The 17,017-nt window shown below is 36.6% G+C and carries 12 protein-coding genes; 2 read left to right on the forward strand and 10 right to left on the reverse strand.

The window, feature by feature from the left end; translation table 11 throughout:
- Positions 1-360: 360 nt before the first annotated feature.
- Complete coding sequence (locus ACOVQ4_RS09985; protein ID WP_421820505.1) at positions 361-1,269, forward strand: 3-keto-disaccharide hydrolase; 909 nt, start codon at positions 361-363, stop codon at positions 1,267-1,269.
- Positions 1,270-1,411: 142 nt separating this feature from the next.
- Here ACOVQ4_RS09985 and ACOVQ4_RS09990 read toward each other — a convergent pair whose 3' ends face one another.
- From ACOVQ4_RS09990 to ACOVQ4_RS10020, 7 genes are all read right to left on the reverse strand, one after another.
- Positions 1,412-2,848: an arylsulfatase gene (locus ACOVQ4_RS09990; protein ID WP_421820506.1), complete on the reverse strand. Its 1,437-nt coding sequence runs from the start codon at positions 2,846-2,848 to the stop codon at positions 1,412-1,414.
- Positions 2,849-2,984: 136 nt separating this feature from the next.
- On the reverse strand, positions 2,985-4,364 hold the full coding sequence (locus ACOVQ4_RS09995; RefSeq protein WP_421820507.1) for a reverse transcriptase domain-containing protein: 1,380 nt from the start codon (positions 4,362-4,364) through the stop codon (positions 2,985-2,987).
- A 370-nt stretch (positions 4,365-4,734) separates the two neighbouring features.
- Positions 4,735-6,390 carry an SWIM zinc finger family protein gene (locus ACOVQ4_RS10000; RefSeq protein ID WP_421820508.1) on the reverse strand — a complete coding sequence of 552 codons (1,656 nt, stop codon included), beginning with the start codon at positions 6,388-6,390 and terminating at the stop codon, positions 4,735-4,737.
- Between the two features lie 5 nt (positions 6,391-6,395).
- Positions 6,396-9,467, reverse strand: coding sequence for a WGR domain-containing protein (locus ACOVQ4_RS10005; protein WP_421820509.1), 3,072 nt, complete (start codon positions 9,465-9,467; stop codon positions 6,396-6,398).
- Positions 9,468-9,728: 261 nt separating this feature from the next.
- The gene (locus ACOVQ4_RS10010) at positions 9,729-10,658 is read right to left on the reverse strand and encodes a carbon-nitrogen hydrolase family protein (RefSeq protein WP_421820510.1); all 930 of its coding nucleotides are present in this window, start codon (positions 10,656-10,658) and stop codon (positions 9,729-9,731) included.
- A gap of 398 nt (positions 10,659-11,056) precedes the next feature.
- Positions 11,057-11,686: a response regulator gene (locus ACOVQ4_RS10015; protein WP_421820511.1), complete on the reverse strand. Its 630-nt coding sequence runs from the start codon at positions 11,684-11,686 to the stop codon at positions 11,057-11,059.
- A 2-nt stretch (positions 11,687-11,688) separates the two neighbouring features.
- Positions 11,689-13,404 (reverse strand): ATP-binding protein, encoded by a 1,716-nt coding sequence (locus tag ACOVQ4_RS10020; RefSeq protein WP_421820512.1) that lies wholly within the window; start codon positions 13,402-13,404, stop codon positions 11,689-11,691.
- Positions 13,405-14,052: 648 nt separating this feature from the next.
- Here ACOVQ4_RS10020 and ACOVQ4_RS10025 point away from each other — a divergent pair.
- Positions 14,053-14,829 (forward strand): response regulator transcription factor, encoded by a 777-nt coding sequence (locus tag ACOVQ4_RS10025; RefSeq protein WP_421820513.1) that lies wholly within the window; start codon positions 14,053-14,055, stop codon positions 14,827-14,829.
- Positions 14,830-14,953: 124 nt separating this feature from the next.
- Here the strand turns inward: ACOVQ4_RS10025 and ACOVQ4_RS10030 are convergent, their stop codons facing one another.
- The 3 genes from ACOVQ4_RS10030 to ACOVQ4_RS10040 all read right to left on the reverse strand — a co-directional run.
- Complete coding sequence (locus ACOVQ4_RS10030) at positions 14,954-15,514, reverse strand: hypothetical protein (RefSeq protein WP_421820514.1); 561 nt, start codon at positions 15,512-15,514, stop codon at positions 14,954-14,956.
- 226 nt (positions 15,515-15,740) lie between these two features.
- Positions 15,741-16,505 (reverse strand): N-acetylmuramoyl-L-alanine amidase, encoded by a 765-nt coding sequence (locus tag ACOVQ4_RS10035; RefSeq protein ID WP_421820515.1) that lies wholly within the window; start codon positions 16,503-16,505, stop codon positions 15,741-15,743.
- Positions 16,506-16,810: 305 nt separating this feature from the next.
- Positions 16,811-17,017, reverse strand: a 207-nt coding sequence (locus ACOVQ4_RS10040; protein WP_421820516.1) for a hypothetical protein, incomplete at its 5' end; no start/stop codon positions are given.

Here is a 17,017-nt window from a genome sequence, read left to right on the forward strand (position 1 = left end):
AGTCTGAATTTGTAAGAAAAGCTTAAAAGGTACGAAGTGGCTGTGGTACACAGTGTCAGAGGCAGTTTGTGGCAAAGGTACGAAGTAGCAAAGGCACAAAGTGGCAGAGGCACAATGTGGTAGAGGTACAAAGTGGTAAAGGTACAAAGTGGCTGTGACAGTGGGATTTTAAAAACCCACGGTCTCTTTATGTTGGATCGTTTTTTTTAACAGTTTTGAAACTGTAGCGATAACTCGTTAGAGGCTTTGTCCATAACGAGTTATTTTTTCTTCATCATTATCAATTAAATAATTGTGCTTTAAGCTTTATTTTGCATACTTACTTAATATACGTATTTTTACCTACTAAACATTCTAGAAATGAAAAGACAACTCTATTTTATTGCTTCTCTCCTACTTGGTAGCTTATGCACTTTTGCACAAAACAAAACCTATAAAGACGCTAGCGAAAAGGATTGGATTCGACTATTCAATGGAAAAAACTTAGATGGTTGGGATATCAAAATTGCAGGAGAAAAGTTGAATGTCAATTACAAAAATACCTTCAGGGTCGAAGACGGGATGATGCGTATCATGTATGACCAGTATGAATCTTTCAATGATAAATTTGGGCATATTTACTACAAAAAACCATACTCCTACTATGTAGTTCGTTTTGAATATCGTTTTCAAGGCGAACAACTAAAAGGTGGTGCGTCTTGGAATGTGCGTAATAGTGGTGTGATGCTACATTCTCAATCAGCCAAAAGTTTGACCCATAATCAGAGCTTTCCTGTTTCATTAGAACTACAACTTTTGGGAGGATTGGGCGGAAATACCACGCGTCATACTGGAAATCTCTGCACCCCGGGCACGGAGGTGTATATGCAAAACAAAATCGTAACTGATCATTGCACCGATTCAAACTCTAAAACCTATCATGGCGACCAATGGGTCAAAGTAGAAGCTATTGTATTAGGTGATTCGATTGTGCATCATATTATTGAGGGAGATACGGTGTTATCATATCAAAAACCACATATTGGGGGCGGTTTTGTAAGTGAAGATTATAATTGGGAAAAAGCAGGTATTGATCCTACATCAGCAAAGGCTTGGATAAAAAAAGAGGGTATGTTATTAAAAGAAGGTTATATTGCCATGCAGGCAGAGAGCCATGCGATTGATTTTAAAAATATTGAACTACTGAATTTGAAAGGTTGTATGGATAAAAAAGCTAAAAATTATAAGACGTATTTCATTAAGTCAGATAATTCGAAGTGTAGGTATTAAAGGAGTGGCAGAGGCAACAGGCACAGAGGCACAAAGTGAGATTTTTTAAATAATGGTAGAGGGAAAGAGACTTCTTAACTTTTTGCCTATTCCCTTTACACTCTGTGCCTCTGTGCCTGTTCCCTCAACACCTATACCCTAACTACTGATTTCCCAACGGAAACAAAGAAGAACGAGTATGCGATTGCGTCATGAGTTTGCCTAATTCTTGCGCCTTTTCTGGAAATTGTTGTGCTAGATTCTTGGACTCTTCGGGGTCGTTTTCGAGGTCGTAAAGCTCTACTGGAGCATTAGGGTTTTCAATTACATTAAATCGAATAGCTTTCGATTTGCCTTGTCGTACCGCCTGTTTGCCTCCCTGTTCATGAAATTCCCAATATAAAAAATCATGCTGAGAAGCTTTACCTTTCCCTGTCAGTACATTGGCAAACGAACGACCATCGATACCTTTTCTAGATTTAGCACCGGCTAATTCAGCAAAAGTGGGCAATAAATCCCAGAACGCACCAATATGATTGCTTTCTGAATTGGGTTTTATCACTCCTTGCCATGAAGCTACAAATGGCTCACGAATGCCTCCTTCATACAAATCTCTTTTGACACCTTTGAATGGACCACTACTCTTAAAAAACTTAGGGTCTGCGCCACCTTCTATGTGTGGACCGTTATCGCTAGAAAAAATAATTAAGGTATTTTTGTCCAATCCCTGTGCTTTAAGTTGAGCAACTACCTGCCCTACATACAAATCTAAACGTGCTACCATCGCTGCAAATGCCGCACGCGGATATTGCTGAGAAGCATAACCGCCACCAGTAGCATTCGGGCCATAATCTTGCCCCTTGTATGGTTTTTCTTGAAACTTATTTTTGTAGTATTGTAACAAACTGTCATCAGGAGCGATGAGCTCTGCATGAGGTAAAATATACGGTAAAAACAAGAAAAAAGGCTGTTTTGAGGATTGTTCCTTGATAAAACCAATCGCTTTTTCTTGAATCAAATCTGGTGCATAAATCTTATTTTGAACTAAATTCTCATTCGCCTCCAAAACAACTTTTTGTCCATTATTCCACAAATGATTTGGGTAATAACGATGCGCCAAGGTTTGGCAGTTGTATCCGTAGAAGTAGTCAAACCCTTGTTTGTTCGGGTCACCGACAGAGCCAACAGGTCCTAAGCCCCATTTACCATAAGCAGCAGTAGTATAACCAGCAGTCTTTAAGACTTCGGCCATTGTCACAACAGAATCTGCAATGGGCTCTTGTCCTTCTGGCAAAACGCCTTTATTACCACGGATATAGGTATGTCCTGTATGTAAACCCGAAAGTAAGGCAGAACGTGATGGCGCACATACTGAAGTTCCAGCATAAAACTGATTAAACTTCATACCAGATGCCGCCAATTTATCCAAATGAGGCGTTTTTATCAACTTTTGTCCATTGAAACCAACATCCCCATACCCTAAATCATCGGCGATAATGAGGACGATATTGGGTTTAGAGACTTTAGTCGCTACTTGAGCATTACTTGGTAAAACATAGGTCAAAGCCAAGATACTTACCCATAGAAATATTTTTCTCATCTGTTTACTAGCTTTATTTAATCCAGAATACTAATATTTTTTAGGAATTTGGTTAAGATAAAGTAGTTTGATCTATTAACTGTGCAGTAGTGTCGGTCTAAACTGTTGTCCTAAGGATTTATTTACACAATAATGGCTAAAAAATCGAATCAATTTTTTTCATAAACCTTATTCCTAATTCGGGCTTTACCATCATAACAAAGCTGGCATAGCCACGCAGCGAATTTTCAAGATTAGGGTTTCCATTCCAAGTTTTTCCAGCAGGACCATTCTTTTCTATTTGTTGTAATAAAGCTCTAAACCGATGCAGTTCTTTACGTTCTATTCCTATCTGTCTATTTACAATTAGGCCTGTTACTTCTTGTCGACTGCCTTTTCGCATGATATGAATCTTTTCTGGATGAACCGTAAAGCCTTCCGATTTGACTACTTCCTGAACAGACCAGAGCAATTGATGAAAATTATCTAAATTATCAGAACCGCATGAAAAACTTAAATCATCTGCATATCTCGTGTAAACGAATCCCCACTTGTTGGCAATTCCTTGTAAACGGCGATCTAGCTTGTAGGCTATTAGGTTAGAAATAGCGGGACTGCATGGTGAGCCTTGTGGTAGTGTTCGTTCGCCAATAGACACAAAATACTTTTTCCCATCAATAGCAACTTGTTCAACCTCGGCTTCGGTACAAAGCAATGCTAACAAAGTCGAAATTTGACCAGAATACCCAAAACTTTGAAAAAGGCCTTTTACTCGCGAAAATGAAATACTTGGGAAGAAGTCTTTTAAATCGAGATTAAGTACTAATTCTTTTCCTACATGTTGCGCTGCGTTCGAAACAATCGAGCGCTGTGGTATAAACCCATGGGCTTGATCAGTATGGGGTATTTGATAAAGAATATTGTTTAGTATCCAAAGTTGGGCAGATTTAATTAAGGGCATAGGAGCTGATATTAATCTCTTCCCTCCCATTTTTTTGGGGATATAAAATCTCTTGTAATGATTTACCAACGAAACTTTCCTATTATAGGTCAAAAATCGTAACTGACTCAATTTGAGACTTAAAGCATTTGCCAGAGCCAATGGATTTTCGATATTAGGTAAATTCCATTTTGCCAAAAATTCAAGATTGGGTTCAGTTTCTGATAAACGTGACGATACATCCTCTCCTAGATAGAGCACTTCCGTTTCTTTTCTCTTTTTCCAAGTCTCTGCTCGCGCCAGTCTTTTTTGTTCTTTCCGCTCCTTTGCCTCTTGTCTTTTTTGTTTGGATGCCTTCATGCGTTCTTTAAGCATCTCCATTCTCAAAGTTTCGGGATTACGGTAACGAGTTTGCTTCCGAACTAAGGTATTCAGTTCAGTTTCTGTCTCCTTTTGCTTTTGCAGAATATCTTCCAGTTCTGGGGAAAGTTCTTCTTTCCAGAACCCAAATCGTTTCATTTCTTCAAGAATAACAGCATCTTTAGTAGACTCTGCCACTCTTTTTCGGATATCTTCTCTTGAAGGTTGATTTGCCATAGGTTTACAAAAAAGAAAGCCCTAACTCTTATGGAGTAGGGCAACAAACAAAGTAGAGTAAAACCTTCGAAGATTCTTCTGACTAAATCAATCAACTCCAAGAGAGCGGTCTGGTAGACGATATTTTAAACTCTCGGAGTTTTCACTGTTAAATATTGTCTACCAGACAAAGCTCTCACAGTGAAGATTGTATTTAGTGATGCATGTAGAGTCAAATTTCATGAACGACGATACATCGTTCTTTCCTTTCGGAAGGCAAGGTCTTATTTACTCTTACTTTGTTGTTGCAATTTACATTTTCTTATTAGTTTTTCTAAAAAAATACGCAAATTAATTTTTGATTTTAATTGGGGAGCATTTCCTCCGCAAATTAGGTTGAAATTAGAGCAGAAGAATTCTTTTCAGCAATTCTTAACGCTAAAATATGTTCACAAGGACCTTTGTATAGCTTATTCCTAATATGAAAATCACAAGTACAAGTTGCCTCCACCAGTTTCTCATCATCATCTATGATTGCGGTTGGATGCCAAATCTTTTCGCTCCATGTAAATTCTCCTTCCAGCCTTAATCCATTTTCAACATATACTTTTTTGACGGCAATTCTCTGTTGGGTCAACAATTCCCTGGCAAGCTTTTCTCTATCATTCGCAAATCTCAGGGCATCCATCGGCAGAGGCTCTCTTGATAATTCTCTCAATCGATAAACACCTTTTTTTATATCAAAAATTACCTTTCCTGCTTGTGTGTAAAGAGATAATGCTCCCAAAACCGTTTTGATATCTAGGTTCAACTCTTTGGCAAGCATTTCTGGCTTGGCCAAAAAGGATTTTTTGAGAACACTGAATACCTTCTCTGCGGTGAAAGTATCTACGTTCGCGCGTGGAGCCATTAAATCAAAATTCCCCACTCGTGACCAATCGTTTGCTGTCCAACCAGACAACCCCAAAGTAAAATTCATATCACCCATTTCTGCAATGAAAAAAGAAGGCAAACCACTCCCAAGCAAATGGACGGTAAACTTCTTTGCTAAAGGAATCAGTCGCTCCAGCACCAATAATCTCCGTCGCCCCCAAACTCTAATGGTTTGAGATTCATCACCTTGGTAGATTGACCTAGCACAAACAATTTCCTTGTTGAAGGGCTCAAATAATATACTAATAGGATGGTTAGGTCGCAGGATAAAGACCATTGAACGTGGACCAATATTTTCTTTAAATCGTCTCAATAACGAACAAATATTATAGATATCCATTGAGTGCAATTCAAATGAAGTTGCTGGTAAAGTCATGGCAGAACTTACCTGTAAAAAACCTCGAACCCAACTTTCAGGCACCTCTATTTTCTTTTCATGAAAGATCTCTTCGTTGGTCGTTTGAACAGAAAATCCTTTTGGGTCTATCCTAAAATCAGTTTCTTTATAATCTCTAATTTTTTGAAATTCTTGATATAAATCATGCGAATAATCAATGTTGGTAGTTCCGCATTGAAACTCGTTTATCTCCTTAAATGTCTCATAATTAGCTTCTAACTTAGCATACGTTGATTCGTCGTTACTAAAACACTCGAAAAACAATTCCTCTGGATGTATCGTGATAATAGGATCAAGTACAATCCACATATTTCGATCATTTTTGTAAATAAAATCAAAGTACTTCATTCTTGCCTCCCAAAAAGGTTTCATCATTTCATGACGTCTTTTTTGAAGAAGATTCAAATCTCTTTGTAACCATTTAATGCGCTCCTCATTTTCTCGCAAATCCAATTTCGTGGCGTATTCGCTCATCCAAGCCATTTCTTGCTCCGTAGCCCATTCTTTGTAAGCTGTTTTATCTTTAGGTTGAAATCTTAAGTCGGAAATAACGACATCATGAAGCGCAGAAATCGCTTCTCTGAACGCCAGTTTTTGTTGGAGTTTACCCACAAAATAAGTAGGCTCTCGGAGTGTGTCTGGAGCAAATGACATAGAGGTCGAGCGCGTTGTACTCGATATTTGGGTATGTCCTCCATATTTATAGTTAAATAGCATAGATTTTATCTGGTTTCAAACTCAATCGTAGTCATTGGTAACAGCAATGAAGGGTATAGTTTCTCTAAATCCCGTATAATTTGTATGCATTTGGCCTTATCTTCTATCGCCACAGTGGCCGACACATCACTCAAAATATTGGACACCACACATGCAGCTTCTTGTGAACGCATTGCCTCTTGATGGAGGAAATGAAAAACCCTATTTTTGGTATTTCTTCCTTTATTAACTCTCATAAGTACCGAGCGAAAATAATAGTCTAGGTCTTGTAATTTTTCGATATTGTTGCCAGCATATTTTTCAATAAAATTTGAAACGAATAACTGAACATTCAAGCTTGGATGTTGACATAAGAAACTCAAATACATAAGTCCGTTCCCTTCTTCATAAAAGTTTGTAATCAATTCTCTACCAAAAGCTTCAACATCAGGTTTTACTGAATCTACAATTCCTATCAACACCTCTGGAGACCAATCCTCCTTAACAAAGTTTTTCCTCAAAAAGTCTATGGTAAACAGTCTCGTATCATCCCACTTGGATTGTAATAGTTTAATGGTTTCTTCTATTTCCACTTTGGCTAATGAAACTTTCTTGTCAAACCACGACCAAGACCACTGTCTTACCCGCAAGTCGTTATGACTTGCCAGATGTACTACTTGCTTGACCAAAAGTCGATCTTTATCAATTTGCTCAGTAAGAAGTATCCAACCTATCTCTTGAGCAGGAATATAATTCCCGTGTATTAACCTAAGCGAATGTGCTATATTGATTTTACTCAAATAAGGTCTTAGAGAATTGGAAAGTAACCCTTGAACCACGAGATGTTGACCTTCAAAATGCTCCTTCACAAATAGTTTAGGATACAACTCATTGACCATCTCAACAAGGAATACAGGCTTATTCAATAAAGAATTAAGAATACCCTCTCCAAGCTTACGATTATCTTTTACGTCACTACAAATTAATTCTGCTAAAACGGAGGCATTGGGAAGTTGATTTTTAAGAATAATGATTTTTAATGCAAAAAGTTTTACCGCCACAACTGGAGACAATTGGAGGGCATTTAGCTGGTCATCCGAAAGTAGCATTAGTTGTTCAACAGCTAAATCTTGTAAGGTTTTATTTCCTTGATTGAGCAGCATGTTACATTCTGCCGAATTGTCTGTTTGATTGGCTAACCACAAAACCGCGAGATCTATTAAGGAATTTAACACGTCTTTATGTAAAGTATGTTCTTGCAGTAGTCCCTTTATCCAATGTCTGATTTCAAAATGATTAGCATAAATCACAGGTAAAAGCGAATCACTATCAATTAAAAGATCTGCTAGGTATTGTTGAAAAAATTGCTTCCCTAATTCTTGTCCTTTTGAGGAATTGGCATTTAACAAACCTATCACTAATGTCTTTTCAAGCTTTACTTGCAATCTTTCACAAATTAATTCTGTTGCCCAGTTGATGGTTGGTTCAATCTCTGATGATACTAGTCCAACCAAATCGCTCACTGAGAGTTGATTAATAATAGTTTGATATTCTGGATGTTCAAGCAATCTTTCCAAAGCAAAGCCGTGTATCAAGTCCACTTCCGACCTCAATAGTAACGCCAAGTATGCATGAGGGAACTTATCCCAATGTTGAGGATAAAGTTCTTCTCTCCCTTTATTAGTTGATTTTAGTGAATTTTGAGGTATAGAATTCGTTGAGTCATGGACGACTGTTTGCTCTCGATTATTATTCCCAAAGATTTTTAAGATTGACTTGAATATACTTCCAATAAAAGTTTCTTTTGTTTGCTGTTGTTTTCGCTGCATCTGAAAGGCTCGATTCTCTATTTTTTTGCTACTGCGAGCCTCCGCAATCATCCAAAAACGATAATAGCGAATCAAACGGGTACCCCCTCCGTGCAAAATAAGGTTCAGTAAAATAGCATCTGCAAATGGTGGCAAATCTTCTAGCTTAATTCTCCAAAACCATTGTTCTAAGAATAATTTATTACTAGGACTAAGATCACGGTTTTGTTTGTCATAGCTTAATAATATGGAGATCGAAAGCTGTATGAAATTCTCGGGATTTTCTTTTCCAAACTCATATATTTGACGGATAACTCTCTGCAGGAAATAGGCTTTTGTTTTATTAGAAAAAACTTTGCTTGTATTTCCAAAACCATCTGCTCTTTCAAATTTATGCGCAAGAATAGCATAAACTTCAAAATCGCTACGAAGCTCTGCTATTTTAAAAAGATATCTAAACTCTTTAAAATTCTTCTTTGAGATATCTACTTTTTTGAGGTGAGGAATGATAAGTTCTCTTATGTATGTTTGGTGGAAACTCAAATAGTAGAGATTTTCAAGGGAAGATGCGAAGGTATCAGCATGGCTCGATAGTGACTCAAGAAGCTCTTTAAGTGCAAAAGCATCAATTAGGTTTTCTTGAAACACTATTGGTAATTTCGAAATAAATTCTTGCTGAAGTGACGTCAATTCGTCACCCTCCAGCATTTGTAGTAAGCCTTCTTTTGCTACTCTTCTCGAATGGAGGGTTGATTTAGGATTTTCTACCACCCTTTTAAAAATTGTGATAGAATTAATGCTTTTTAACCTCACCAAAGTCCACAGTGCAGCATATTGTTGCATTTTATCACCTTTGAATACCAACTGGGATACAAAGGGTTCTGCTTCCATCATTTTCAGCCCACCTGCCTTCCAAATTACGCGTGAGGTTTTCCAATAAGTTTTAAATACTGAGGTTCCTTTGATAGCACCATCCAAGCGTTGAAGAATAGGATGCTTTTGAAGGTCTGGAGAAAGAGAATCAAGATTGGGTAAAGTAGACAGAAGCTCGGATTCTGAGAGATATCCCTTTTTTCTTTTTTCAGTCTCTAGTTTATTGAATATTAGTTCAGCCGCTGCAAGTGTAATCGGCTTTTCGGTTTTAGTCCCTTCTTTTAAAACAGCGCCCCTTCTTCCGTACTTAAAATTTACGGAAAATAACTCTTCAGTATGTTTGAGTAATTCTATGATATATTCCTTATCTGAATTACCTTCACGAAAAAAGAGGTGCGATTGTTTTACAAGCTTCATAGTGAAAATAGGAGTTATTAATCAGAGAAATACAAAAATAAAAAAAATAGTTATAATTCAAATCACTTTATATATTCAAATGTAAAATATACATATTGTAGTTATTTTTTCTCATTAAGCTACATTATATATTCAAATATACTATTATATTCTTATTAGTTCATGTTTTAGATATATAGGTTTATTTTCAAATCATTACTAGAAATCTTATAGATGATTGATGATTACCCTATTTATTTGTTAAATGCTTGGTCACTTTAATCACACCATTCTCATCTCAGGCTGTTTATTGACTTTAAATTCAAAAACATCTGGTCTAGCATAGTGTCCTGTTACATCAAAATCTAACTTACTTTTGGCCAAAAGAGAAAAATCTAGTTCTGCTACTAATAGCCCTTCTTGATGCCAAAGTGGTCCAGCGAGTACCTCTCCCATGGGTGAGATAATTACACTCCCCCCTGCACACATCATTTCGGGTTGGTCAATTAAATCGGCTTGATATTCGGCAGGATAGTCTGATTTTTGGACGTATTGATTGGCTGCTAATACAAAACATCGGCCTTCGAGGGCGATATGTTGCATAGTAGATTGCCACGATTCCCTAGAGTCGGCCGTTGGTGCAAGATATATTTCTACTCCTTTTTGATACATCGACATCCTCGCCAATGGCATGTAGTTTTCCCAGCAAATCAGGCCTCCAATTTTTCCAATTGAAGTTTGAAGAGTAGTCAATGTACTGCCGTCGCTTTCTGCCCAAATATACCTTTCTAAACCTGTTGGTTTCAGCTTTCTGTGTTTTCCAACTAGGTTTCCTTTGTTGTCAAAATACCATAAGGCACAATGCAAAGAACCACCAACATTTTCTCGTTCGGTAACTCCTAACCCCACCAAAAGATTAGCCTCCGCGATTGCCTCACTTATTTTTTGAGTAAATTCAGAATTTTCTTCTATACTATTTTCCCAATAATGAAGCCATTGGTTACGGCTTTTGTCAGTTCGACGACCCACTATTGCATCATAACTCAAACCGCGAGGGTAGCATGGAATGAAAGACTCTGGAAAAAGCAATAACTCACAGCCTTGTTCAGCGCCTTTCTTTATCCAATCTATGACCAAGTTTACAGATTTTTCTAGGTCAAATAAAGAGGGTGTTGCTTGTATTACCCCTACTTTTACTTTTTTATGAACCATATTTTATCTTGAGTAAGTGGGCAAAAGAAAAATTAATTTACCCACAATAAGCATTAAGCTATATGCCAAAAACAAAAAGTATTTCTATCGAAATCATTACTAGATTTTTGCCTAAAGTTGCACAAAATTAAATTTAAGGTTTGTGTTTTAGGGACAAGGTAATAGGCAAAAGGCAAAGAGTGCTAAAATATTTTTAACGACCACGGACAAGCATTTTTCCCATAGCCCACCGCCGAAAGCCGATACCTGAAACCTTAAAGCACAATCTTAGACTTTATTTTGCGTCCTAACTTAAGAAAGTTTATCAAACGTATATGCGGTAAAATTTATATATTTTGTAATTACGAGTGCCTTCTCATAACGACTAGCTTATTCACGGATAACCTAGTTACTAATTTTTATTTTTCCTCCAAAGCTATGGTATCTAAGAAATCATAAAACTCTTTCTTCGAATTAAATTTCAGTTTTTGGTTGATGTTTTTACGATGGGTTTCTACGGTGTAGTAGCTTAAGCATAATTCTTGAGCTACCTGCTCGGAAGTATAACCTTTTTTCAAAGCTTTCAGAATTTCGACTTCTCGTTTTGTTAATAGTTTTTTTAGCGAAAAAAAATCTTTTTCAAGGTTTGTACTTTTTTCTTGCTTAACCTGAAAAACACTTTCTCCATTCATGATTTTTTTCAATGATAATAGTATTTCGGCAGAAGGACTAGTTTTTGATAAATATCCTTCTATTTCGAAGGCTTTAAAAGCTTCGATTTCTCGGCGGTCGGCGTACATACTAATAACCACAATTTTAGAACGATGAACGAGAGTTCTCAACTGTTTTACCAACACCAAACCATCTACAAAAGGCATGTTATAATCTACCAAAATAAGTTCGGGTAAAAGCGTATTGCATTCTTGATATGCTTTACGGCTATCATATATTTGAGCTAAAACCTCGTAATCACCAGATTCTTTTAATATCAAGCCCAAACCATCGTTAAACAATGAATGGTCATCGACAATTATTACTTTTGTTTTCATACTTACTTCGTTTCAATAATAGTGGTTGTTCCAGAGGCAGTAGATTCGATATTGAATTTTAGGTTAGAAATTGCGGCACGCTTTCTCATATTGAGCAAACCTATTCCTTTTCCCTCCACGCTCGTATCGAAGCCGATGCCATCGTCTTCTACCACAAATCGAAAGCCTTTTTCTTGTTCAAAAATTTGTAAGAATGCCTCCTCTGCTTTGGCGTGTTTGATAACATTCAACAGACATTCCTTCAAAATCATATATATATTTTGCTGTGTTAAAGACTCTAATTGGTTGATTTTCCCATCTGAAAAATCATGAAAATGTACCCTCACATTTGAGAACTCATTGTATTGCTCGATAGTTCGTTCAATCTTGGTAGTAAGTGATAAATTCTCTTCCTTTACAAGCGTATGACTCATCAGACGAATCTCATTGATGGCCTCTTCCAAAATTTTTTTACTTGTTGGTACATCAATTTGCGCTTTGTTCAAATATCCCAAGGCCGCTGCTAGGGTATTCCCTACCTGGTCATGGAGCTGTCGACCGATGTTTTCTACTTCATTTTTACGGATACTCTCCAAGTCATCTTTGAGAATACTCATTTTTGCTTCATGTATTTTTCTGAAAATCAAGCTATTTTTGAGTTGCTCATAAGAAATGTATGAAATCAAAATAATGACCACAAAAGGGGTAAAATAATCACTATTGAGGGTAATACTTTCTTGATTTATCAAAAAATAGCCTGCCAAACTTTTTATCATAGTGGGCAAAATACCTAGAAGGCAAGCGGCCAGATAATCAATTCTTTTTCCTCGTACAAAAAGTAATGCTGCGTGGTAAATGGCCCATAATGTATTGGCAAAAGTAAGCGGAAAAAGGCTATTGGTGATAATATACAAGATGGTATAACTAGGCGAAAAAAAGTGTAGAAGCATCACACTGACATTTAAAATGACAAGTATAAGAGCGCCTGACCGATACCGTTTGAGATTGACTGGTATGCTTTGTATTACGTTATAAGCAAAAGGATGAAAAAAAACATTCAATCCCAACACCCAGAAAGAACCTATATTTGAGGCATTTATATTTAAAAAACTAGGAAAAGGAAGAAGGTCATAAAAATATCCTACGGTCAGCATATTTGCATTGGCTACTCCTATCATTATGCCAGCAAAAATCAGAAGTTTTTCTGCATAGAAGAATCCCAATAATAGAAGCACTACCGTAAATATAAAACAATAAATAACCTGAAAAATCGACTTTAAATTTTGACTTATGGCATGTTCAAAAAAGAAAGATTTTCGGTACAAATCCAAACTAGTGATATGTAGTCCATAGTTTCTGACAGAGTGTAATAGTACTTTGAGTGTATCTTTAGGAGCGATTTCGAGCGGAAACGAGAAATAGATATAAGGATTCTTTCGAAGGTACAGTGGTTTGCTACGATACAATGTTTCCCACAAAACTGGTTTATTGTTTTTGAGTAGATAACATTGCATCTCATCCACACGTATGTGAGACGCCTCCAATACTAGCTCCATCTTTTGAGAAGAAGTATTTACGACTTCCAAATAGAGTAAGGCATCTTTTTGTTGGTAAGCTTTTCCTAATTCAATTAACTCATACTTTTGATTGTTCACAAACTGGTATTGAATTCTATCAAAAGCGCGAATAGTGTCTACAGCTCTATATTTTTGGGCGACCGAGGTATATTGGTTGACCATCTGGTGACGAAAATTTTGATCAATCAATATCGGCTTAGAGGTATCGAGTCTTGCCGCCCTTGAAATTAGCGGAAAGAGATACAACAGAAATACAATGAATAATAACTGGTTTGATTTCATATAATTTCTCAGGCATTTCCAAAAATAAACATACAAAATACCTGCATACAGGTATTTTAACTATTCGTCAGAGAGCCGAATTTTGCAGTACTAAAAAAAGAGTATTGCTGCAGGTTTTCAAAATCTGAAAGATATGAATTAACCAATACCCTTTCTTGGAATCTAACACAACAATCATTAACACACCATCCCACCTTGGGAGTACTTAAAATTTCCTGTGCTACACTTAGTCTAATCAGGAATCTCACAAAAGCTAAAATGGATTTACTTACGACTATTGGAACCCTCTACTAGTCGTAAGTAATCCTTTGCCTATTTTTGATTATAGTATTTAGTCAAAATATCCCTACAAAAATTATTCCGAGAGCGTCTTTCCCTACAATTTTTAGTTTTTTTATTTATCGTCGACCGTTTAGTAAATAACTCAAATATACATTGGCAATCTTGAGCAAATTGCTTAATATAAAGGAAAATATTAAACTCTTAACTACTGACAATTCATTAAATATCTAAGCAAATTAATAGACGATGCCTGCCCAACCCACCCCATTTGAACTATTTAAGCAGCTCTGGCACTCAGGTAAACTTGAAGAAAAACCCGAAAAAGTCGAGCATTTTATGACCTTTCACCCCTTGTTTCATGAGACACTTCGTATGCAAGGAACTGCGCTAGCCGTACTAGACATCAATACGATGAAATATCCACTTATATTGGGGGATGTACAGAAAGTCTGTGGTTGGTCTAACGAGCACTTCTACGAGGTAGGAGTAAAAGGATATGTCGAGCTATACCCAGCGGAAGACCAAGCGGGCTTAATCCATATTTCAAGAGAAATCGCAAAATATGCGGCACAAATTCCTCCTGAAAATATGAATCGACTTCGAGTCATTTATGATTATCGAATGAAAGGAAGTGATGGAAAAATAAGAAGAGTTTGCCAAGAAAGTATGGCCTTGAGCGTGGATGAAACTGGTAAAATAACCTATTTTGTGGCCTTCGTTTCTGAAATTACCAATGTAAAAAGAGATGGTAAACAACACTTAATTCTCTCTGGCGGAAAACAAAGTAAACTGTTTGAAATAGATAATAAAACGAATGAGTTAATTCAACTCGAGGTGCTCAGTCAACGTGAATTAGAAATTGCACAACTGATGGGGCAAGGATATTTAAGTAGAGAAATTGGTGAAAAACTCTTTATCGCCAATAATACAGTTAATACGCATCGACAAAATATGCTTAGAAAAACAAATTTTTATGATGCAAATGAGCTGATTAACTTTTTGAGAGTGTATAGAATCATTTAGTGCATGGTTATGATTGAGTGATTTGAGATTTTGTGAATGAGTGATGATTGCATGAATATAAGACATTGGGTCTTTATATCTGACAATAATCACTCATTCACTCAATCATTCAACCTGACATAAGTTATTCTCCGTAAATCAATTTGGCTTTGAGAACAAACTTTTTGTTTTGTACTTTCGCCATTTTTTCAGAAAGAATACCACAGTCCAACAAATTATCGGGGTTTGTTCTACGACCTGTGTATACATTAATTAGGAGTTCTAGGTCTTTACCCGTGACAGAATCTAAGGTACTTTTTTTGACCTTGATATTTTCAAATCTAGCCACTCGTTGACCTAGTAATTCAATTTCTTTTCCTGCTATTCCTCCCTCTGCCCACTCCTGCATATTAGGAGAATTTGGGTCGATGGGAATACCTGAAAATGAGGCAGAAACTATAATACTTTCTTTGTCCTTTTCGATTTTAGCCTCCGCTTTGGGGCTTAACTCCACTTCAATTTCGAAGCTAGGGATTACGACCGAATCGCCCTCTACTCGATAAATACCGTCATAAACGGGCTTCGGAGCTAGTTTGGCTGCTTTTACAGAATCATCTTTACTTACTTCGGTTTTATCCTTGTAATTCGAACAACTCGCAAGTACCGTTGACAGAAAAAGGCAATAGATTATCGTCGATTTTTTCATAGTATGTGAAGCTTGATTTTTAGCAAAATACTTAAATCTCCGCTACCATCCTACATCCAACTATATTCTTTTTGATTCAGTCAACAGTATAATAGATTACTAAATAAGTAGGAAAACGTTAATAGTTAACAGTATATTGGTCATTTGAAGACATTCATAATCAAAAGTTTATAGGCAAATTTTGCCTCAGATATTCTATTAATTTAATCTTTCCTTTTACTTATCTCTAAAAATTGAGTAATCCATCTTTAAATCTTTGCCAATCGAATGCAGGACCAATATCTGTCTTATCTTGTCGACAATTTGTGTGTGTTACAATTCCGCTAAAGGCAGCAAAATCAGTGTCACTCATCAATCCAGCAGGATCATCCACCACAACTTCTGGAATGTTGTATCGGGCGGTCAGATACTTGACCAATCTAACCACTGAGGCATATTGAGCATTGGTAAAAGTAGCGTAATATTGATACCCCCTAACTTTTGAATTTTGCTCAACATAAAATGATTTTTCGGTTAACTTACAATAAACATCGGTATTACTATAAACTGATGTAAGATTGGTGCCATTTAAGCGTAAAGGACCAATATTTGAGATTTCTATGCCTATACTCTCTTGACTCATTCGGGTGTTTCCGCCAGAAGCTCCAGGCCCTAAATGATAACTCCAAAAACTCGAAGAAAATAGGTTGTAGATTGTTCCATTTCGAGCTATGACAAACGGAACTGAAACGTGGTCTGAACCTGTAAGCGTTGCGATATCTCCCTTAAGGTACCCCATGGTGAAATGTAGTACAATTTTCCGCTTATCTGTTTTTTGCTCGTAGAAAAAATTTTTAGGAACACTCTCCAACTTACATTGCTTAATGTCAATTGTTTGGTTCGTATTCCCGATAGGAAGGTTCAAATCTTGGAAAGTAAACTTTTTCCCCGAACTATCAACGCCATTCTGGGCGAAAGTTCTTTCATAATCTGGTATACTTGTCGCTTTCATTCGTCTAAGAGTTTAGTTAATTCTGCAACAAGTTTCACATATATAATTGCTAATCAAATACTTATTCTAGTTTTTTATTATATGGTAAGTCAGTCCTAAAAGCTCGAACCTAAACTGGTTAATTGCGCTATCTTGAAGCCTTTTAAACCTTAGTGAAAGAAACTTCTTGTCATAATCATACTTCACTGAAATAAAAGAAAAAACCCCTAATCATCAATCAAAAAGCTGGGATTTTAGCCTTATTTTATGATTGATGTTTAGGGGCAACTCATTTTCAAATCTTCTTACTTATTTTACCCAAACCTTTACTTTTTTCTCTGCAAACGAATTACTGTTAATGAATGCGGAGGAAGATTAGTTGAAAAACTTGGAGCAACTGCCTGTTTACCTTCCACAGGCAATACTTTCGTATCCTTCAATTTGCCTGCTAGTGTAATTTTAAGGGCTTCTGAGAGATAATCAAACTCCTTCAAGTTCAATTTGGTATCGACCGAAGTCGGCAAAACATTGAC

Origin of the sequence: Flectobacillus sp. (assembly GCF_049240685.1) — a bacterium.
GTDB lineage: Bacteria > Bacteroidota > Bacteroidia > Cytophagales > Spirosomataceae > Flectobacillus.